A 19,655-nucleotide genomic window follows, 5' to 3' on the forward strand; every position below is an offset into this window, starting at 1 on the left:
ACGCAACCGATGAGGTCATCTGGTGCTATCGTCTTCCGGCCGGAGCCGGACTATGTCCTGTGGCGTTAATGCTTTTCTTCGTTCAGACCTGCAAGTTTTTGCAGGAACGGCACGCGCTGCTCTGCGGGTCCGGGATTCGCGTACTTCTTAAGCCAGCTTCTGGCCGCGAAAATGTAGCCAAGCCTTTCATCGCAGGATTCATTTGCAGCCATATGACCCAGTTCAGCGATGAGAGAGATAACGTTTATCTCCTTTTCAGCCAGCGCCAGGGGCAGTGCCGCTTCGCCAATAATGGCGTGGACTTTCCCGTCGTCCTGAATTAACACGGTACATCCTCTGTTAGCACGATTGTTGATAACCTCACCACTGACTGTAGTCGCCCTGAAGAATGACGCACATGTAAATACTCCTGAACTGCTGTTTCAGACCGCCGGGGCCGCTGCTGAAAAAGGGCACTTGCTTCAGATGCTGTATCTTTGTATGCACGCAGGTTCATACTGACCGGAGCATTCATGTCCGGCCCTGATGTTCATCGGAGCTGCTGATTTTCCCGCACTGGTGCGAGTCAGCACTGACAAAATTTCTCTGCTTTTATCCGTGAAAAAACTGTGACAGCAGTTGCTGTTCAGTTGGCCGTGGTGGGTGATGATGTACTGGGTATATGTACACTATGTGGGGGCGGATTGAAGGACAATACGCACGATATTTCAGATGAAGTCTGTGCCCTGACAGGACACATTGTCACGCGAATGCTTTCGGCAGGACATGCTGTCACGCCGGAGAGCCTTATTCAGGCACTGTACCAGCTCAGTCAGACTGACGGTAATACTGAGATTTGCCTTGACTGCCTGCGGCTGATTCAGCGTCTAATGAAGAAGCTGCACTGAAGGAAAATACGCCAGTTCACACTGAGCGAGCCGGGTTTTTAAGGCCCAACAGAATTTCCAGGCACGTACGCAGCACGTCAAGCCGGACGATGTCAGTGGTAGCTTCCATCTGAGCGATTAGATAAAAAAGCACCTCCCTGCTGGTCACGCTGCCCTTTTCGGTCAGAAGTGTCCTGACTGCAGCAGAAAAAACTCTTTTCTCCTCGTCATAAATATCATCGATATTCTCAAGGGTATATATCAGCCCGGGTCCGTCTGAGTTAAGTATCTGATGCATATTATAATCCATAGCCTTATTGCTATCGGTTTAATATTAATCCCCGGTTTTGACCGGCTTAGAAAAAGATTTTCTGTTATCAGTGGCGGGTCAGTCTGTCATGATCATCAGGTGATGCCGTGTCCTTACCTTGGTGATGTTCGTTCCGGCCTGAATTACGCCGCTGCATCTCTGTCCTGATATCAGCAATGGCCGCTTTAAAAGCTTCAGCTCTGGATTCATCCTGCTCATCCGCAAGCCTGGCTTCAAGCCTGCTCAGAATACCTGCCCATGACACGGGCTTTTTCTCATCAAGAAGCGTCAGTGCGGCTTCGCCAATCAGTATCTCACCGGGTGCTTTATTTCTGATGCTTTTCATTACTGCCAGTGCTCTCTAATCAGTTATAGCTGTCCGGCTGAGCACGTTCTCAGCCCTGCTGACGGACAATTTACTCAGAAAATATAAGGCCAACCAGCTCCTGCAGGTGCTGCTCCTCTTCAGGCGAAGAGGCTTTTTCCAGGCGAGCCATCAGACGAAGGCAGATGGCTTTACGGCTGAGTTTGCGGCCGGAACGTAATACTTCAACCACGATAGCGCCGAGCACTTCCTGCTGTGACGGCATAACCGCGCGGCTGAAATAAGCGGCAACTTCTTTGTTCAGGCTGTTAGCCGTAAGGGTCTGTAGCATAGTGAACTCCGGTTGTATGAGTGCTGTACAGTACATGCAAGTGAAATTATACAAATTAAATTTTATTGTACAGTTATTTCTGTAGTGACCTGCTATTTGCTAATGGCGGCAATGTCCGCCTTTGGCACAAAACAGACGTTACCGGTATCACAGCGTGACTCGCTTTGAGTGAACAAAATTCACTATGTTTCATCCTTTTTTCAAAGACATCTTTTCGGGTATTACGTTCATTACGCGTCGGCCTGCATTAACAGAGCAGTGGATGACCAGTAAACGTGCATCAGAAGTTCGTCAGGGCGTTGGGTTTTGCTTTCTGTGCGGCCCCGGGCGGCCAAAGAGAAAGCCCTGCAGCAGCCCACAGCCGGACGTCCGGAGCCATTCCGCCTGTTCTTCTTTTTCAACGCCTTCCGCCACCACCTCCAGTCCTAGCTCGCGACACAGCATCAGGACGGCACCGACAATTGACGTTGCGCCCGCATCTGAAATTAAATCGCTGATAAAGGACCGGTCAATTTTGATTTTGCTGAACATCCGGGTACGCAGGTAGCTCAGTGATGAATAACCTGTGCCAAAGTCGTCCAGTACTATATGCACCCCCATTTCCTTTAACTCATGAATGACGCGATAGCTGTCTTCCGGATGTTGAAACAGGGCCGACTCAGTAATTTCCAGCTCAAGCCGGTGTGGCTCAAGTCCGCTCTGCTGCAAAGCGTGTCTGACGATGTCGGCCAGCTGGGGCTCGCGAAACTGGCAGGGCGAAAGGTTTACGGCTATGCGTTCGCTGTCAGGCCAGCCGGCAACTTCTGCACATGCCCGCCTCAGGGCAAAAGCCCCCACCTCATGGATAAGACCGGTCTGCTCTGCCAAAGGAATAAATACGGACGGCGGTACGCTGCCCCTGACGGGATGATACCAGCGCATTAGCGCCTCATAAGACACCGTCACACCTGAGCTGCTGTTAACCACGGGCTGGTAAAAGAGCTGTAACTCACCGTTCGCCAGCGCGCTGCGCAGGTCATTCTCCAGGCTGAAGCGTTCTGCCGCTGCACTTGCCAGCCGGGAGGAAAACATCGCGTAGCCGTTGCGCCCTGCAGCTTTTGCCTCATACAGCGCAATGTCGGCGGCGGCAAGCATACCTTCTGCCTGCCGCACGTCGCCATTGCTGAGACAGATACCGATGCTGCATCCGGACATTACTTTCCTGTCCCCGATTGTAAACGGCTCCGACAGCAGGCCGGTAAACAGGCGGGCTGTTTCGCCTGCAGCTTCCGCATCAATCACTCCGGGCAGGAGAATGACAAATTCATCGCCACCTGTTCGTGCCAGCAAATCACCTGTGCTCAGGACGGCCTGCAGACGGTCAGCGATTCCCGTGAGCAGGGCGTCCCCGGCAGCATGCCCCAGTGCATCATTGACGCTTTTGAAGCGGTCGACATCAAGTATCATGAGTGTAAAAGACAGATGATCCTTCAGAAATCCGTTAAGCGCCGGCATGAGACCCCGGCGGTTCAGCAGGTCCGTTAGGGGATCGTGCAGGGACTGATAAGTCGCCCTGACTATAGCCTGCTGCTCAGCGGTGATATCCAGAACGGTGAAAAGAATAAATTCGCCGGCCCCGCCGGTTTTCAACCTTTCTGCCACTATCCTCAGAGCAGTCTCCGGCACCTTCTCTCCGGAAGTGAACGTTTCAACAAGTCCATCCCCCGGCGAGAGGTGCAGACCGCGCCTGAATATTGTTTCCAGTGCCGCTGGCCGCATTGCCGACTGACGGGTAAGGATGTTACCACCTAGAACAGCAGCTCTGAGCCATGCCGAGTGGATGGCAGACTGATTTGTGCGGACAATATTCCCTGTTCCCGCGTCGCACAGAATGAGCGCATAGGGTGTGTGGCTGAAAATCTCATCAAGTAACTGGCTTGCATCTGACAGTGCTGCCTCACGCCGGGATGTCACACGCTGCGCAATACTGAGCGCCATTTTCTCTTCATAATGACGTGATACGTCACGCACAATTTTAATGAAAGCAGCCTGCTCACCTTCAGCCGGATAAAGAAACTCTATGTCCACAAGTGCCCTGAAAGCGCTGCCGTCCCCGCGCAGGCGCCAGCCCTCTACAGAATGCCGTCCGCACCTGCGGGCAGCGATAAGGTTTTCCTCCGGTACATGTCTGGCCCGCTCATCGTCATCGTAGAAAATCGAGAAGTGCAGTCCTGTAATCTCCTGCCTTTCCCATCCTTTTATATTCCGGGCTCCCCGGTTCCAGCTCAGGACCTCCCCGGATGAGGACAGCAGGTATATGGCACACAGTGACGTCTCAGAGACCGCCAAGCCGAGTCGATCACATGCATGAGATTTCATATATCAGTTCCTGATGAGTTCATAAAATACGGCGAAAACATTCCGATTCGCAGTTCCGCCAGCTTTCATCATACCCGGATGTTTCCACCACGCCGCGCAGGTCCGGAGCCTGAGCCGATAGTGAATGTGGAGCCGTGGAAGATTCCTCAACCAGAGCGATGTTATTCTGCTTTACCCGGTCAGTCTGCCTTACGGCGATGCTGAACCTGAGAGATACCCTGCATCTGTTTGCCTGATGGCAGAGCGGATATCCATGCAGTCCGCCAGTTATCCCACCATGCTGACTATCTTAAGATTGCATTCTCCTCTGCCGGTAGCTACAGCTATGCCGCCTTCACCTGAATAACATCCCAGACCTGCCTCAGAGTGTGAACGGCAATGCCCGTACAAAGGTTAAAAAGTAAAATAAGCAGGCCAAAATCTGCGCTGAGGCGGGTTGAAATTTTCATTAAGTGATATCGCGCCGTGTGATTGTTGCCTTGCTTATGGTTCCGAATGGAAAATTTATCGGCATGAAACGGTATGTCAGTAGCGGGGATTAGTTAATTAATTAATTAAATTGACTACAGCTTAATTGATGTCACCTTTTAAACTTTAAACCGAGTCAACTGACAGATAAGGGTGATAGCGGAGGAAAAAATAAACATTGCAACATCAGGGGATTACTTGTGCGGTGGAGTGACTGGCCAGGCATGCCGTTAAAGCAATGTCCGCTTCTGGCACAAAGCGGACGGAGTCAGATGAACGTCCGCTAAAAGCTAAATGTGTACAATAAAGGAAGTTAGGATGACAGGCGTGACTGAATCCTGACCTGCCTGATAATGTTACAGTCCCAGCTCTGATAATCCCGGATGGTTATCCGGACGACGTCCCAGAGGCCAGTGAAACTTACGCTCACTCTCTTCAATCGGCATATCATTGATACACGCGTATCGATGATGCATCAGCCCGTCAGCGCCGAACTCCCAGTTTTCATTGCCGTAAGAGCGAAACCAGTTGCCGGAGTCATCGTGCCATTCGTAAGCGTATCGGACGGCGATGCGGTTACCTTCAAATGCCCACAGCTCTTTGATAAGCCGGTAGTCCAGCTCTTTCTTCCACTTGCGCTCGAGGAATCCCCTGGCCTCTTCGCGATTGCTGGCAAATTCAGCACGATTGCGCCACTGGGTATCCAGCGTGTAAGCCAGAGAGACTTTACCGGCATCACGGGAATTCCACCCATCCTCTGCGAGCCGGACTTTTTCAGTTGCCGACTCACGGGTGAACGGCGGCAGGGGTGGACGGATATGTGAATCTGACATGATGGAGCCTCCTGTAGGACCGGAAAATATAACGATTATTTGTTCGTGTATTCAGCTCTCTTCAGGGCTCTGGCTCAGTAACCTCTGAGCGATATCTTTTGCATCATCAGCGGCGCGGTAATCACTCATAACATGTGACATGGTGATGGCGCCTTCGATCAGTATCAGTAACTGCCTGGCCAGAGGTAATGGCTCCGCGGTATTCAGCTGCCCGGTAAGCTCCAGCAGGTAGTTAAGCAGTTTTTCTTTATGAACTCTGGCGATTTGACGAACCGGATCGTCAGGGTCACCCATTTCGCCTGCCGTATTGATAAAGGCGCAGCCGCGATATCCTTCCGACTCAAACCATCCTTTAAGCACAACAAACATATTCAGGATGCGCTCTCGTGGCGTATCAGCCCTGTCACACTCATACCTGAACCATTCCATCCAGCGCACATCACGGGCATTCAGAGCGGCGGCAGCCACTTCATCCTTGTTAGTGAAATGGTGATAAATACTTTTTCGGGCTACGCCTGAGGTCTTTACCAGAAGATCCATGCCGGTGGCGTGAATACCGTTCTGGTAAATGAGATGTTCAGCGGTTGCGAGAATTTTCTCCCGCGTGTCTGTCGTAATTTTTTTCATAAAAGGATGGTAGAACGATCGTTCTACCTAATCAAGGCTCTGTCTGAAATTTTTTTAGGTAGTCAGTGAAGAGACTGTTATGACATCTGGACACCGGTATCAGAAAAAGGACTAAGCCAAAGCCGAATGTTGGGTGTGGCGAAGTGGAAACCGGATGAGGGCTGCATGGTTTCTTATGACTTCATTGAGCAAACATCCCAGCTGGTCAGAGAGATTTCATCTTCATCAGAAGAGCAGAGTGCGGGTGTCTCACAAATGAATATTACTGTTACGTAAATGGACCAGGTCACGCAGCAGAACACCGTACTTGTCGAAGAATCAGCGTCTTCCGCTGATGAGCTTGCTAGCCGTGCTGCTAATCTGAGGGATGCTGTCAGTGTGGTCCGCACGAGCACAGCGTGAGTAAGGGGGGATGCGCTTTCGTTAACTGCAGCTGAAGGATGAGTTGCCGATGGCGCAATTTTTTACTCCGTGCGTTTGAAATAGAAGAGCTAACTCAGGGGCTCTTCTAATCTTCCTCTATCCTGTTGGCTGCCAGCCGGCCCCAGAGGAAGATTCCACAGCATGGGTTCGGCACTTTCCAGCCTCCGCGAAAAACAGCTTAGCTTTACCGTGTTCAGGGCCAGTAAAGATGTGATAAGTAACTGTAAAAGCTGGCCCAACCAAAGCCCATCACTAACGGGAAATGGAATAGGGTTTGACCTGTCTCATTTAATCAGGTTGATATCCAGCTCAGGTAAGAGGGTGACACTTTCCTGCTCAGAAGGATCAGTTCTGGCAATAACGAGGGTGGCGGTAGAGTCACTGGTGTTAAAAGGTAAGTGTGGTAAGCCTGCTGGGATATACAGGAAACTGCCCTCTGGTACCTCAAGTTCGTTTTCAAGCCGTTCCCCGTATCTTATTCTGGTCGTTCCCTGCAATGCATAGATCGCGGTTTCATGATTTTCATGAAGGTGAGCCTTGCCCTGAGTTGAAGGGGGTATTGTAGCGAGTTGCATATGAAGATGAGAGGAACCTGTGGTTTCTCTTGAAACTCCCACGTAATATTTCAGACCTTGCTTACCTTCAAAGCCTGACTGAGGTGAAACAAGACAGCATGACAGACTATTATTCATAACGGGCCTCTTCTGAGACAAAGATTAAAGACGGGTCACGCTGGGATCAGCGCCAGGTTAAGCCACTATGATTAAGTTCTGAATTTATATAAATTCATTATGTTTGTGTATAAATGATTCGCTATAAAAACATTAGATGCTTAAGCAATAGCTAAACTTTTTCTGCTGATGAGTTTAATATCAAAACAGTAGATTCTGAATTCTTGTCGCAGAAACTCCGATCTGACAACTTAATTTCAATAACATGACAAGTGAAAGTTGATAAGGTAATTGATCATTCTTGCCTTATACTTAACAAAAAATTTTATGTCAGTCATTTGAAAAGTGTAAAAATTAATAAGTTATGTGACATTTGTAAGTGCGAAATCTTTGTGGCTATGGCTTAGTGCTGTGCGCCGGTTTTAATCAAAGTCTTAAACCCAAAGTTCACGATTGTTTGCTGTTAATGAAATCCTTAACACTGCTCCTCAGCCTCAACGAGGCAGCCATCCTCACTGCGTATGATTTTTAAAGCGCTGATAATTTGTTAGATTTGCTGTGCAAAATTTCAGTATTTTAGGAATGCTTTCTTTCTGATAGGTCTCAACACTTGACCGCTGAACATAATAAGTCTCCTGATAAGCTGATTTTAACTTTAATAAAACAGGATGTTTGTGACAGCCCAACATGCCAGTGCTCACATGTTATTGAAAATGATAGCTAAGTAACTATCCATTAAACGCATAAAAACATTCATGACAGCGGAAAGGGCTTCCCTGTAAATAATAAAAATTTGTGTGATTAACACTGCGCATAAAACCAGTATACTTAAATTAGCTTTCATGCTAAAAGTTTCTGACTGATCAGAAGTAGACCATTAGTTACTACCTGTTCCTACAAAGTTAACTCATCGGGATATGTGTAATAAAAAATTCACAAATGCAGGATCTCTGGGTTTATCTGTCTGATACAGGGGTCTTTCAGAAAGCGTTGAATATCTCATTCGGCCTGTGTGGGAGGTGGAATGTGTAAAGAAACTGAAGTAAACCAGCTTTTATATAAAGCGCTAGTGAGTTTTCAGACCGCACTGACGCATTTTGAAGACATGCTCTCACAGCCTCAGGATTTAGAAGTTTATGACTATAGTGCTCTTCGGCTTCAACTGCTGCGGACTGACATTGAGAAAATTGCTGGCATATTATCAATGCAGTTTGCAGAGGATGTGCCGGTAACATGGCTTGTACAGCTGTACAATACTCAGCTAACCCTGAGTAGTTGTATTCAGGGAGTGAACGCCGTCGAGGCAGAGTATAAGTTTGATGAGGATGTGGAAATATTAAGAAATGAAATTATGTTGCTTGAAAAATTGATTACCATGCATGGCTGAAATTATCCTTATAAATTTATAAATAGTTATGTGTTTGTTGTCGAATCACTGTCGGGTATACACAGGCATTAATATTCAGATTGAGTACTCATATTTCAAAAAATTGTAAATGTGACACCGGTATGACAGCCTGCGTTATTTATAAAATTAAACGTGCAATTCAGACTCTTCACAGGGGCCGTTTTTAAATGATCTCAATGTCTTTAGATACCATCAAAAAAGTATCAGTTTTACGACTTTTCTCCTTTTTCCATCTTACAGTTTTTCTGAGCCAGGCTCGTACAACCAGCAAATGGAGGGGCTTATAAGGGAGCCATTATATCTCGATGTAACCCTCAGTAATGGTCAACCTGCAATACTGGATGCGTTTGTGACCCGTCCCGCAGGTCAGGAGCATCTGCCCGTTGCATTAATCACACACGGCACAGTCGGAACGGCTGAGTTTGATCGCTGGACAATGAATCCGAATTATCTTTCATCAACGGCGATTGTTTTCGCAAGGCACGGTTATGCAGCAGTAGCTGTGCTCCGGGAAGGGTATGGATATTCCAGTGGTGCGGCCGAATACCGGGGGGACTCCTGTGAAGTGCCAAATCATGAAATCGCAGGTATGCGGGACAAGAAAGACATTCTGGCTGCGCTTGGCAGAATTAAAGAATACACATGGGCATCGCCTGATGAGGCTATTTTGGTTGGAATGTCGGCTGGTGGATTCGCAGTAATCTCAGCGGGTTCTGCCAATACTGACGGTGTGAAAGCTGTGATCAACTTTGCCGGAGGCCGGGGTGCTAAGGATGGAAAATCTGTCTGTGATGAACCCGGATTGCTCAAAGCATTTTCAGAATATGGAAAGAGCGCTAAAATTCCATCTCTTTGGCTTTATGCAAAGAATGACCATTTCTTTCCACCCAATTTTGCTAAAGCCTTTTTTGCGGCCTACTCACAAAATAATAATCTGGCCAGGTTACATATCTTTCCACCTTTTTCAGATAACGGACATGTCGTGATGGATTCAGCACCTGAATATTTCTGGTGGCCTGAAGTGTCGTTTTTCCTCAAAGATCGAGGGCTTCCTTATAAAGAAATACTGGATATTGCTCAGGCTCAATTATCACAACCTGCCTACCTCAATAATGAAGAGGGAGTAAAGGGGTTTAAGGATTATCTTGCTGCGATGCAATATGAAAAGGCTTTTGCAGTCAGTGATGATGGCGCATGGGGTGTCTCTTACAGAAACAGGACGGCTGAGGATGCCGCGTTTAATGCTCTTAAAAGCTGCAGAGAACACGATAAAGGCAAAGGAAAATGTGATGTTTACGCTATTAATAATGAGGTGGTTGTAAAAAAGCATCATGAGAGCTAAGTAATGCCATTATCTGCCGGGTCGTCAGCTTGAATTGCCTGAAAATTATAGCAATTTATTCGCTGCTGCAGATGATTGCGCACTGTTAAAGACAGGCTGGTGGGCTGGAAAATTATCACCGATCGTTTTATCAGAAATTGCCGGTAGCGAAGTGTAATTATACTTATTGATGTATACAGGCGATCAATGTGTGAGGGAGCAGGGAGGACGTAAATCCCTGGCTCCCTTAATTACGTCAGCGATGCGCGACAGTCATGATACTTCTGATGTGGTTTCTTTGTGAAATTTCATTTACGAACGCTTCAGCATAGTCTGCATAGGAGATCCGACTTTGACCATCAGCGCCTTTCAAAAGGCTACCACCGCCAGTCTGGTAGTCACCTGTTTTGTCCGATGGACCAATCTCCGCGGCAGGGGAGAAAAACGTCCATTCTAAGTCACTTGCAGTCTGATAAATTTTATAAGCCTCATCATGAGCAAGGCCATAAGGATAGTAATCTGATGGAAAGTAAGGCGCATTGAGCAGCTTTTCACCCGGTGCGACTTCAAGACTTGCAGCGCCACCCACAACGATGACACGTTTGATATCTGCAGCACGGGCTGCACTGATTATGGATTGTGCGGCACCCACCAGCTCACCAATGTGCTCGCCATGGACTCCAAACGCACTGGCCAGAACATCAGCCCCGCGAATGACCTTCGCAAACGAAACCTTATCATAAATATCAGCGACTTCAAATTTGATACCTTGCAGCTCTTCGGGAACAGGGCGACCTGTTCTGATAATGCCTGTAACAGTATGTCCGTGGCGCAGTGCTACCCTGGCAATCTCAAATCCGATTTTTCCTGTTGGTGCTATTAGTGCAATTTTCATTTCTGATCTCTCTTTCAAAAAGCGAGTTGTGGCGTGACTTATCGGGCACATATAAAAAACATGCGCGTGGGAATAACGGCACATCAAAACGATTGCTTATAATCAGGACGTGTTTAAATAAATAATTCTTGCGATTAAAACGGCACGTAATTTTTTCGCTCTTCAGGCGCCTGTACCTCCATAAATCTATCTATGATTCACCATTAATCTCAGGCATTGCCTCATAAATTCTATCCTGCAAAAGCAGGCCGTTACTGATTTTTATTCAGCAGCCAGTTGCAGGTGTCTCTGATTAACCTGGTTCTTTCGGTGTGTCAGTATTAAAAGCCCTGGCTCATACCTCGTTATTATTAACTATTGCAGACCTGAGTACGTCGTCTGGAATGTTCTGTCCCCAGTTATTCATGGTCAGCAGAATAGGTTCCAATGATTTACCTAATTCCGTCAATTCATAAATCACCCTTGGCGGTGTTTCAGCATAAGCGGTACGCATGACCAATCCGCTCTTTTCAAAGCGTCGCAAACGGTGGGTAAGTGTATGCGCGCTGATGCCAGATAGTGATGTACGTAATTCGCTAAAACGCTGAGGACCACGCAGCAATTCTCTGACAATCAAAGTTGCCCAGGGACCATCAAGTAAAATGAGGAATCTCGCCACACCGCATGATGGCAGGTTACATCTCAACATGTGTATCTGACCTTAAGTTTGTGGAGCCAGCACCTGAATCATAAACTATCACACAGTGATGGAGTTTTGGATGACATGACTCTTCACTCATGTCTGAGATTGCCCCTGAATGTCTGCAGTCTCAGCTGATCAACTTTCCAGTTTCGGGATGATGTCGAGCGCCTGGAGCATTGAAAGCTGATCAAACTGCTCCCAGTGACCAGTGATTTTTCCATTCTCAAGAGAATAGGCAGTAATGCCGTTCAGAGAAAAAAGACGGCCTGTCGCCGGCAAATGAAGAAATTGCCCTGTATGCTCTACCTCTGCATGCCAGATTGCGACAACGGTATCACCCTGTTCAATCATTCGGTCAACATGATAAACCTGTCGGAAAGCTTTATTAATGAAGCGCACGCTGTTCTCAAACCCTGTTTTATCGGGTTTTGCGCCAAATACAGGCGAATGATCCTGAAATGAATCAGACAGACGCTCGTTAACTAATTGTGAAGCAATCTCTGCATCGTTTGAGTTATAAAACGCTGTAAAAAGATCGGCACCGTAGGGATTAATACTCATCTTAAACCTCGTTAGTTGAAGTGATAAAAACATCTTGTCTTGCAGTGACTTTAACCGGTAAAGGGGAATCCCGATGAAACGAAGTTCACCCGACCAAAAAAGTCCCTGCCTTAAATCTATGCATCACTTTCCCGGCTGGTGCTTATCTACGTTCCTTCAGGGCTTCACACTTATCAGCATGAGAGAAATCAAGGGTTCTCATGCTGTGCTTCACCGGGCAGGCTCAATAGTTCATTACGTGCATCAGTTACGTCAAATGCACTAATAGAAATTTTTCACCTTTTTTTACCTGACTTTAGCCCTGCATACTTACACCCTAATTTCTGCAAAAAGGATTTATCGCCTGATCCTGATTATGTCTGGCATCTTCACTGACCGCTGGTCTTCTGATTGATTCCGTCTTACTGCGAAAACCAGATTTGTGCTTACTGAGATGTCGGGATAGCTGTGTGGCTTCTTAGTCACACCCATGCATAGGTTTCTGAACCAAACCTGATATCAACATCAACCCTTTGATCCATTACCCTGATCAAGAGTCAGGACAAAGTCAGGTAAAGCTGTATTGATGCAAGTATATAAATGAGAAGGGAATCGGCGGAAACGCAACCGTTTGCATGGTGCTTTAAAAGTTGCTTTAGATGCACTTCATTTTTTTGTGACATATATGTCGCTTTTCTCCTTTTTTATCTCTCTGTAAAGATAAATGAAAAATAACCGATAACGATGGTGAATGTGTTTTCAGATACACTTTTTTATAACTGAAATAATAATGAATTGGTGCAGCAGGAATAATAAATGAATAAAATGCTTAACAATATTAATCTTACCGCCAAGTTTGCTATTCTGGGCTTGTTTTGTCTTGTTCTTTTCTCAGTTCCTACAGTGCTTTTTGTATCAGAAGGCAATAAATATATTCATGACAAGGAGCGGGAAGTGACCGGTGTGCCTGTGGAAAACAGGATTCTGGCCCTGCTGAACCTGATACAGCGCCATCGTGCTGAAACAGCCCTTGCCATTGCACAAAAAAATCCTGCCACCTCATCGCGTCTTAAGGTCCGGGACGAAATTGGCAGTATCTCTGATGCCCTGGTGAATGATATGGCACAGACAGAAGGCAGTGCGGGTGTCATTGAGAAATTTAATGGTGTACGCGCGCAATGGGACGCACTGCAGCAGGAGATCGATGCGTCGAAACTGGACCATGCAGCCAGCCTTGACGCACATGCGCTGCTCATCCGCAAGCTACTGAATGCAAACCGTGATGTGCTGGATTTTTACGGATTGTCACTTGATTCCGATATCAGCACCTATCGTCTGATCACCAGTAATTTTTCATCATTGCCTGAACTGACCGAAAGTCTTGGAAAAATTCGCGCATTCGGCACTTCACTGCTTGCCAGAAATGAAACCATAAGTGAGGCGGACTCTGTCCGTATGGAATCTTTACTCAGTACGGGAGCTTATAACCTGGATCTGTTTGAGCAGGATTCAGAAAAGCTTTTTTCGTCTGATGCGGGGCTGAAGCAGAAATTCAGTGCCAATGCAGACGCGGCCGTACAGGAAGCAAATAATGCCCTGAAAACTGCAGGGGCGTTATTTATCAGCCGCAGTATGACGAATCAGAGTCCGCAGGACTATGCGGCGCTTTTTACCAGCGCGATTAACAGATTCAGCACCTACGCAATTGCGGGCGGTAATGAACTGAATGACATGCTCAACCAGCAGATTACGGACCACCGGCATGCACAGTATGGTTTGCTGAGCGTTCTTCTCTTTATGGTCCTGCTTTCTGTCGTTTTTGCATTGATCATTATCCGTTCTGTTACACGACCTATCGGTGCCGCGTCAAAGCTTGCGCTTGAAGTGGCAGAAGGCGATTTGACGACATCCTTTTCCGTGACAGGACGCAATGAAACAGCCGCACTGCTTAAGGCATTACTGCAGATGAGTCAGCGACTGACGGTGACGGTAGAAAACATTAAAAGTAATGCTGTCACCATTGCCACCTCATCTGAGGAGATTGCCCGCGGTAACGGCGATCTTTCTGCGAGGACGGAAGAACAGGCTGCATCGCTGGCTGAAACGGCCGCCAGTATGGAACAGCTCTCATCGATCATCGGCAACAATGCTGAAAACACCCGCCATGCTGCCGAAATGGCCAGCTCGGCTACCAGCGCTGCATTGCGTGGAGGGCATGCAATGGAATCGGTGCTGGGTTCCATGGAGAAAATAAGCAGCAGTGCAGGGCAGATTAAGGACATTATCTCTGTCATTGATGGGATTGCATTTCAGACGAATATTCTCGCGTTAAACGCAGCCGTTGAAGCCGCCCGGGCCGGTGAGCACGGTAAAGGCTTTGCCGTTGTTGCGGCGGAAGTCAGGGCGCTGGCACAGCGCTCTGCTGGCGCGGCGAAGGAAATTAAAGGGCTGATCGAACAGTCTGTGGAGAATGCTGAGCAGGGCATTTCGATGGCCCGGGATGCCGGTGAAAAAGTTAAGGAAAGTATGGATGCGATTGAACAGACAGCACAGCTGGTGAGAGAAATTTCATCTTCTTCAGAGGAGCAGAGTGCAGGCGTATCACAGATCAATATTGCAGTAACGCAGATGGATCAGGTGACGCAGCAGAATGCCGTGCTGGTCGAAGAGTCTGCATCGTCCGCTGATGAACTGGCAAGTCGTGCTGCTAATCTCAGGGATGCTGTCAGCGTTTTCCGCACTAACGCCGCATGATAACGATAACCAGGTGAAGCGCTATCGTTATTCGCCTATAGAGTATGCATATGACGGATGCATGCTTCACCGGTACCGGCAGTAACTGCGGGCGGCGTGAAATTCATTGATGCGTCAATGGATGCTAAGGTTCGCGCCTATTCCGTGGAGAAGGGTGAAGAGCTATAGTCCGCTCAGGCGGAAGCCCCGGCGGGAGCAAACCATTCTTTCTATGAGTATAAAGGCCGTCAGTACGTGGCGTTTGTCGCCGGCGGTAATACCATCCTCAAGGGTCAGGTGGGCGACCAGGTGGTGGTTTACGCTTTACCTGAATAGCGATTAGTGAAGATTCAGTAGAAAATATATGGGGCCCCGGGGCCCCATTTTTTGTTATGTTCGACAGTAAAAATACCAGCATATCCCTGGATGACCATCAAACGTCTTTAGCGCATATCACAAGTCTTTCATAGCACCTCAATCCTGCTTGCCAAAATGTCGGATGAGTGAGACTTCATCAGGCACAATTCTGACTACCGTTCAGTATTTGTCTTCATTACCAGGTAAAAAACTATGATGTCTGGGATGGAATTTGCGTTTGATGATTAAATTCTGATAGCAGATTAAGTTATAATATCTATTTTTCGCGGCATTAAAATCCATTATAACGCAAACGCTACGTTTCAGACTTCATTTACAAAACTCCACACCTCATCAACTTGCTCAAAACCACTGATTATAATTACTGTTTATACATACAGTTATTTGACAGGGTTTTAGCATGCCACGCGATTACGAGATTAAAGATGCCTTCAGGCTTGCCATTAAACGCGACGCGCGCGGGCGTTACACCGTGAGCACACTCGACTTTGTAAAAGAACTCCAGCAGCTCAACTGGCACTTCAGCGCCAGGGAAGCAAACAGATGGATAGAAGCGCACAAGTCAGATTTCCGGGATATCTCAGCATCGGAAGGAGAGGAACGCACCTTCCAGGTCTTTAACCCGAATGGCGGCATGTGATGTTTGCGCTGGTGGATGTGAACTCTTTTTACGCCAGCTGTGAGACGGTGTTCCGTCCTGACCTACGCGGCAAGCCGGTTCTGGTTCTGAGCAATAATGATGGCTGCGTGATCGCCAGGAGTGCGGAAGCTAAAGCGCTGGCCATTCCTATGGGTGCACCCTATTTCAAACTCAGGGAGGACATCAGGCGGCACAGGATCCATGTATTCAGCAGTAATTATGCGCTGTATGCCGACATGAGCAGCCGGGTAATGACAACGCTGGAGCAGATGGCCCCCAGTGTGGAAGTCTATTCAATTGATGAAGCGTTCCTGGACCTGACCGGTGTGCGCAACTGCATGGTACTGGAAAACTTTGGACGGGAAGTGCGTGAGACGATCAAACGCAACACACACCTGACCGTGGGCGTGGGCATTGCCCAGACCAAGACGCTGGCCAAGCTGGCAAACCATGCCGCCAAGAAGTGGAAGCAGACTGGCGGCGTCGTCGATCTGTCGAATATCGACCGGCAGCGAAAGCTGATGTCGCTTGTGCCTGTTGAGGATGTATGGGGAGTAGGGAGGTGAATCAGTAAAAAGCTCAATGCAATGGGCATCACCACGGCCAGAGATCTCGCAGAACAGAGTACCTGGATCATCCGTAAACACTTCAATGTTGTACTCGAGCGTACCGTCAGGGAGCTGCGCGGCGAGTCATGTCTTGCGCTCGAGGAATTTGCACCCACCAAACAGCAGATTGTCTGTTCACGTTCGTTCGGTTCCCGTATCACCGTATACATGGATATGCGCCAGGCGGTGTGTGCCTTTGCCGAACGCGCCGCTGAAAAGCTGAGAAAAGAAAGGCAGTACTGCAGGCAGATAGCCGTTTTTGTACGCACCAGCCCGCACGCGGACAGTGAGGTGTTTTACGGTAATCAGGCAACCGGTAAACTGCTGACACCGTCAAATGATACCCGCGATATCATCCGGGTCGCTATGGACGCGCTGGACAGGATCTGGGTGGACGGACATCGCTATATGAAAGCGGGCATCATGCTGGGCGACTTTTATAGTCAGGGCGTGGCTCAGCTTAGTCTGTTTGACGAATACCAGCCGCAGGCAAACAGCGAGGCCCTGATGCGTGTTGTCGACGGGCTTAATCAGAGCGGTAAGGCAAGTCTGTTTTTTGCGGGACAGGGTATTCAGAAATCCTGGGAAATGAAGAGAGAAATGTTGTCGCCGGCATACACGACCAGATTTTCAGATCTTCCCATGGCTAAGTAACGTTTGACGTCAGCGACTGACGTCCTGCATGCCTGATGACTATTTTCGTTATCAGCGTGGGCTAAACAGATGCAACATTAAAATGATATGAAGAAGGTGCACAAGAAAGCTGAAAATATTCTGATGAATATCTTATTGACGCACAGGTGGGGAGTTAACGTGATCCTGAGGCAGTACTTAATCACGGATGAATGTTCATAATTGCAGGTTAAAAAGCTGAAAAACATAGCCGGATATATACAGTACGCGATGAGATTAACAGCCTGAAGTTCTGTCCGGAAGGTCCGTGCCGGAAATACTTTGAATGTGCAGAAATTCATTCAGCACATAATATCAATTAACAGTGTGAGGTGAGTCGTTTACTGAGACGCTTAGCTGATTCCCTTTTTATTGACTGCCTCATTTACAATGAGGGCTGATGTTAACATGCCATCTATTTCATCAACCGTCTGCGCTTTAAAGTATTACATGTAATTTCTTAATGTTTAAAATAAATGTCTCAGGTTAGTAATACTGTTTGTCTGGCGTGTTGTCGGTTAGGAACAGGTGCTAATGGGATTCTGAAAGTTAGTCCTAAATATTATAAAGCGTTCATTTTTTACCTTTAAATTCAGGTTGTTATTTGAATTTTTTCCGCTTTACATATTTTTCATGGCAAACGATTGCATTGAATATCTCTCAGGATATGAGTAGTAATAATGCACCTTACAGGAAGCGCGTGGTTTATTTCTTTTTACCTGAGCTGCTAGAGACGGAAACAGGATATGAAAAGTAAAGATTGTCGTGTTATTGTTATCGGAGAAAATAACATTTTACATCAGGGTTTATTAAGTCTTATTGACGCCGAATGCAGCAAAAGGCATTTATCTGTATTATCGTGCAGTGATTTTCAGCAATTTCGTGTTCAGATACCGACCAGGTATTCAGGGTGTTATCAGCTCGCTGTTCTTTGTCTCGGATATAATGACTTTTTTCCCCACTGGTTCAGCACCTTTCTGACGTTATTACGTAAAACGAATGGCAATGTACTGGTGTTCACAGACAGCCATGCTCTGCTTACCATGCGGAAAAGAAGTCTTATGAATCGCGTTTGTGATATGGAGTACATACTGGATATATCGTTACCCGTCACCTACATCTCTTTTGTGCTCGAGCACTATCTGAACAGGAAGCGCTCTATGAGAGTAAACTGCAAAATATCTGTGCGGGAGCTTGCCGTAATTGATGGTTTTCTGAATGGTGTTGATGCCGTGCACCACTCTTCAAAGCTGGGAATTGAAACCACAACGCTCTATCAGCACCGTAAAAACTGCGCCAACAAACTTGGCGTGAGAAATCTCAAAGATTTACTCAGACTTTGATAACCGGGGGAAGTCGCGTGCCCGTCATCAATATTCATAAAATCGACTGGTTCCGGATACTCACAGACCTGAGCCGTTTTGGTTACTCACTGCAGGACATTGCGGATGAACTGGATGTGGTTGCCTCCACACTAATCGGCTGGAAGAAAGGGGCCAGCCCCCGGCATCATACGGGTGAAGCGCTCATTGAATTATGGTGTCGGGTGACAGAGAAGGGCAGACATGAACTGCCAAAGGAAAAGTTTGTTCAGAAATTCGTTTTTCACTCTGCGGAACGCCTCTGCCGTCATTCAGAAAAATGAATCTGAACGGACTCATAGTGCCGGTCACTGTCTTACCGGCACAGAGTCATCATGATGAAGCTTGAAAGTGTTGTTAAGTATCACTCCCCGCGTTCTGTCACGCCCCTTGCTGGCCAGTCACCTCTGTCACCTGATGCCATGACCGGCAGTGATGTTATGGCCGCACTGGGGATGGTGCAGAAGCACGCTCCCCTCGGTTATTCTGCCTTCTTCGGAAAAATGCATCTCAGTCGTTATGACCGAGACCGCGCCATACGATTACTGGCATTCGTTGGTCTGCGTGCATCTGTGCGTTATCCGGCCCTCACAAAACTGCCTGAAGATGAGCGTATGGCCATCATCACGGTTATTGCAGGCTATGCCTTTCTCGATTATGCGCGCAGCCCGGATGCAATATCGTCATGTCACGCCTGTAACGGCACAGGCCTGCGTAAAGGAAAATGCTGCAGCAAATGCGGAGGGAAAGGTGTCGTGCGCGCTGCCTGCAAAGACTGTAAAGGGCGCGGTCAGTCAGTTAACCGGACGAGGACACGTTTTCAGGGCGTGACGGTTTATCAGCCCTGTAAGCGGTGTTCCGGACGGGGCTTTGAACGTATCTCTTCAACTGTTGTATACAGGGCAGTGTGTCAGGTCACGGACGCTATTACGCTGGATACCTGGCACAAAAGCGTGAAGCAACTGCACGAGTTTTTGATTGCCGAGTTGCACCGGGAAGAATCCTGGGCAGAGAAAGCGTTATCGTGCATTACTAAATAGCGAACGATAATTTACATTACGATGTTATCGCGCACTATTTACATTTCCATTTTTTGTGTTATTTTGGCTCCAACGATGGGTAAATGACCCTCGAGAGATTTTTATTCAGCCCTGTCATCTTTGTCAGGGCTTTTTTTATGGCCGGATGTGCCGTCACTGCACCCC

18 protein-coding genes and 4 pseudogenes are annotated in these 19,655 nt (G+C 47.6%); 10 read left to right on the forward strand and 12 right to left on the reverse strand.

Features of this window, described 5'->3' with window-relative positions:
- Nucleotides 1-65: 65 nt before the first annotated feature.
- From HFD97_RS06550 to HFD97_RS06580, 8 genes and pseudogenes are all read right to left on the reverse strand, one after another.
- Nucleotides 66-326 carry a hypothetical protein gene (locus HFD97_RS06550; protein ID WP_167431577.1) on the reverse strand — a complete coding sequence of 87 codons (261 nt, stop codon included), beginning with the start codon at nt 324-326 and terminating at the stop codon, nt 66-68.
- A gap of 577 nt (nt 327-903) precedes the next feature.
- Nucleotides 904-1,164 (reverse strand): biofilm development regulator YmgB/AriR family protein, encoded by a 261-nt coding sequence (locus tag HFD97_RS06555; protein ID WP_167431578.1) that lies wholly within the window; start codon nt 1,162-1,164, stop codon nt 904-906.
- A gap of 79 nt (nt 1,165-1,243) precedes the next feature.
- The gene (locus HFD97_RS06560; protein WP_167431579.1) at nt 1,244-1,522 is read right to left on the reverse strand and encodes a hypothetical protein; all 279 of its coding nucleotides are present in this window, start codon (nt 1,520-1,522) and stop codon (nt 1,244-1,246) included.
- 70 nt (nt 1,523-1,592) lie between these two features.
- Entirely contained in the window at nt 1,593-1,832 is a 240-nt protein-coding gene (gene ycgZ, locus HFD97_RS06565; protein WP_167431580.1) for a regulatory protein YcgZ, read from the reverse strand.
- Nucleotides 1,833-2,123: 291 nt separating this feature from the next.
- Nucleotides 2,124-4,190 carry a bifunctional diguanylate cyclase/phosphodiesterase gene (locus HFD97_RS06570; protein WP_167431581.1) on the reverse strand — a complete coding sequence of 689 codons (2,067 nt, stop codon included), beginning with the start codon at nt 4,188-4,190 and terminating at the stop codon, nt 2,124-2,126.
- Between the two features lie 19 nt (nt 4,191-4,209).
- Nucleotides 4,210-4,526: pseudogene (locus HFD97_RS22300) on the reverse strand (hypothetical protein); the annotation flags it as partial.
- Between the two features lie 488 nt (nt 4,527-5,014).
- Nucleotides 5,015-5,491 (reverse strand): nuclear transport factor 2 family protein, encoded by a 477-nt coding sequence (locus tag HFD97_RS06575; RefSeq protein WP_140033973.1) that lies wholly within the window; start codon nt 5,489-5,491, stop codon nt 5,015-5,017.
- Between the two features lie 51 nt (nt 5,492-5,542).
- Entirely contained in the window at nt 5,543-6,118 is a 576-nt protein-coding gene (locus HFD97_RS06580; RefSeq protein ID WP_167431582.1) for a TetR/AcrR family transcriptional regulator, read from the reverse strand.
- Between the two features lie 171 nt (nt 6,119-6,289).
- Here HFD97_RS06580 and HFD97_RS22305 point away from each other — a divergent pair.
- Nucleotides 6,290-6,520 (forward strand): annotated as a pseudogene (locus HFD97_RS22305) (methyl-accepting chemotaxis protein); the annotation flags it as partial.
- A 305-nt stretch (nt 6,521-6,825) separates the two neighbouring features.
- Here HFD97_RS22305 and HFD97_RS06590 read toward each other — a convergent pair.
- Nucleotides 6,826-7,233: a cupin domain-containing protein gene (locus HFD97_RS06590; RefSeq protein WP_167431583.1), complete on the reverse strand. Its 408-nt coding sequence runs from the start codon at nt 7,231-7,233 to the stop codon at nt 6,826-6,828.
- Nucleotides 7,234-8,236: 1,003 nt separating this feature from the next.
- On the opposite strand from HFD97_RS06590, the gene HFD97_RS06595 reads away from it, so the two are divergent.
- A complete protein-coding gene (locus HFD97_RS06595; RefSeq protein WP_167431584.1) occupies nt 8,237-8,599 on the forward strand; it encodes a hypothetical protein in 363 nt (120 codons plus the stop codon).
- Nucleotides 8,600-8,969: 370 nt separating this feature from the next.
- A complete protein-coding gene (locus HFD97_RS06600) occupies nt 8,970-9,962 on the forward strand; it encodes a S9 family peptidase (RefSeq protein ID WP_244319752.1) in 993 nt (330 codons plus the stop codon).
- 235 nt (nt 9,963-10,197) lie between these two features.
- On the opposite strand, the gene HFD97_RS06605 is transcribed toward HFD97_RS06600, so the two are convergent.
- From HFD97_RS06605 to HFD97_RS06615, 3 genes are all read right to left on the reverse strand, one after another.
- Nucleotides 10,198-10,836 carry an NAD(P)-dependent oxidoreductase gene (locus HFD97_RS06605; protein WP_167431586.1) on the reverse strand — a complete coding sequence of 213 codons (639 nt, stop codon included), beginning with the start codon at nt 10,834-10,836 and terminating at the stop codon, nt 10,198-10,200.
- Nucleotides 10,837-11,170: 334 nt separating this feature from the next.
- A complete protein-coding gene (locus HFD97_RS06610) occupies nt 11,171-11,524 on the reverse strand; it encodes a helix-turn-helix domain-containing protein (protein WP_167431587.1) in 354 nt (117 codons plus the stop codon).
- 129 nt (nt 11,525-11,653) lie between these two features.
- Nucleotides 11,654-12,079, reverse strand: a complete 426-nt coding sequence (locus HFD97_RS06615) for an ester cyclase (protein ID WP_167431588.1) — start codon at nt 12,077-12,079, stop codon at nt 11,654-11,656.
- Nucleotides 12,080-12,874: 795 nt separating this feature from the next.
- Between HFD97_RS06615 and HFD97_RS06620 the strand changes: the two genes are divergently transcribed.
- The 7 genes and pseudogenes from HFD97_RS06620 to HFD97_RS06650 all read left to right on the forward strand — a co-directional run bounded on the left by HFD97_RS06620 (nt 12,875) and on the right by HFD97_RS06650 (nt 19,490).
- Entirely contained in the window at nt 12,875-14,812 is a 1,938-nt protein-coding gene (locus HFD97_RS06620) for a methyl-accepting chemotaxis protein (RefSeq protein WP_167431589.1), read from the forward strand.
- 75 nt (nt 14,813-14,887) lie between these two features.
- Nucleotides 14,888-15,127, forward strand: a pseudogene (locus tag HFD97_RS22475) (pyrroloquinoline quinone-dependent dehydrogenase); the annotation flags it as partial.
- 442 nt (nt 15,128-15,569) lie between these two features.
- Nucleotides 15,570-15,809 carry a DNA polymerase V gene (locus HFD97_RS06630; protein ID WP_140033967.1) on the forward strand — a complete coding sequence of 80 codons (240 nt, stop codon included), beginning with the start codon at nt 15,570-15,572 and terminating at the stop codon, nt 15,807-15,809.
- Nucleotides 15,809-17,071 (forward strand): annotated as a pseudogene (umuC, locus tag HFD97_RS06635) (translesion error-prone DNA polymerase V subunit UmuC). Before HFD97_RS06630 ends, umuC begins: the two are co-directional and overlap by 1 nt.
- A 764-nt stretch (nt 17,072-17,835) precedes the next feature.
- A complete protein-coding gene (locus HFD97_RS06640) occupies nt 17,836-18,432 on the forward strand; it encodes a hypothetical protein (protein WP_167431590.1) in 597 nt (198 codons plus the stop codon).
- Nucleotides 18,433-18,449: 17 nt separating this feature from the next.
- On the forward strand, nt 18,450-18,734 hold the full coding sequence (locus HFD97_RS06645; protein WP_167431591.1) for a hypothetical protein: 285 nt from the start codon (nt 18,450-18,452) through the stop codon (nt 18,732-18,734).
- 51 nt (nt 18,735-18,785) lie between these two features.
- Entirely contained in the window at nt 18,786-19,490 is a 705-nt protein-coding gene (locus tag HFD97_RS06650) for an antitermination protein (RefSeq protein WP_244319753.1), read from the forward strand.
- The last annotated feature ends 165 nt before the right edge of the window (nt 19,491-19,655 follow it).

Source organism: Pantoea sp. EKM103V (assembly GCF_011800365.1).
GTDB classification, from domain to species: Bacteria; Pseudomonadota; Gammaproteobacteria; order Enterobacterales; family Enterobacteriaceae; genus Pantoea; species Pantoea anthophila.

Excerpts from the sequence above, each read along its gene's own strand:
- HFD97_RS06555 (WP_167431578.1), bottom strand. The coding sequence starts at position 1,164 with ATGCATCAGATACTTAACTCAGACGGACCCGGGCTGATATATACCCTT.
- HFD97_RS06560 (WP_167431579.1), bottom strand. The coding sequence starts at position 1,522 with ATGAAAAGCATCAGAAATAAAGCACCCGGTGAGATACTGATTGGCGAA.
- ycgZ (WP_167431580.1), bottom strand. The coding sequence starts at position 1,832 with ATGCTACAGACCCTTACGGCTAACAGCCTGAACAAAGAAGTTGCCGCT.
- HFD97_RS06570 (WP_167431581.1), bottom strand. The coding sequence starts at position 4,190 with ATGAAATCTCATGCATGTGATCGACTCGGCTTGGCGGTCTCTGAGACG.
- HFD97_RS06575 (WP_140033973.1), bottom strand. The coding sequence starts at position 5,491 with ATGTCAGATTCACATATCCGTCCACCCCTGCCGCCGTTCACCCGTGAG.
- HFD97_RS06580 (WP_167431582.1), bottom strand. The coding sequence starts at position 6,118 with ATGAAAAAAATTACGACAGACACGCGGGAGAAAATTCTCGCAACCGCT.
- HFD97_RS06590 (WP_167431583.1), bottom strand. The coding sequence starts at position 7,233 with ATGAATAATAGTCTGTCATGCTGTCTTGTTTCACCTCAGTCAGGCTTT.
- HFD97_RS06595 (WP_167431584.1), top strand. The coding sequence starts at position 8,237 with ATGTGTAAAGAAACTGAAGTAAACCAGCTTTTATATAAAGCGCTAGTG.
- HFD97_RS06605 (WP_167431586.1), bottom strand. The coding sequence starts at position 10,836 with ATGAAAATTGCACTAATAGCACCAACAGGAAAAATCGGATTTGAGATT.
- HFD97_RS06610 (WP_167431587.1), bottom strand. The coding sequence starts at position 11,524 with ATGTTGAGATGTAACCTGCCATCATGCGGTGTGGCGAGATTCCTCATT.
- HFD97_RS06615 (WP_167431588.1), bottom strand. The coding sequence starts at position 12,079 with ATGAGTATTAATCCCTACGGTGCCGATCTTTTTACAGCGTTTTATAAC.
- HFD97_RS06620 (WP_167431589.1), top strand. The coding sequence starts at position 12,875 with ATGAATAAAATGCTTAACAATATTAATCTTACCGCCAAGTTTGCTATT.
- HFD97_RS06630 (WP_140033967.1), top strand. The coding sequence starts at position 15,570 with ATGCCACGCGATTACGAGATTAAAGATGCCTTCAGGCTTGCCATTAAA.
- HFD97_RS06640 (WP_167431590.1), top strand. The coding sequence starts at position 17,836 with ATGAAAAGTAAAGATTGTCGTGTTATTGTTATCGGAGAAAATAACATT.
- HFD97_RS06650 (WP_244319753.1), top strand. The coding sequence starts at position 18,786 with ATGATGAAGCTTGAAAGTGTTGTTAAGTATCACTCCCCGCGTTCTGTC.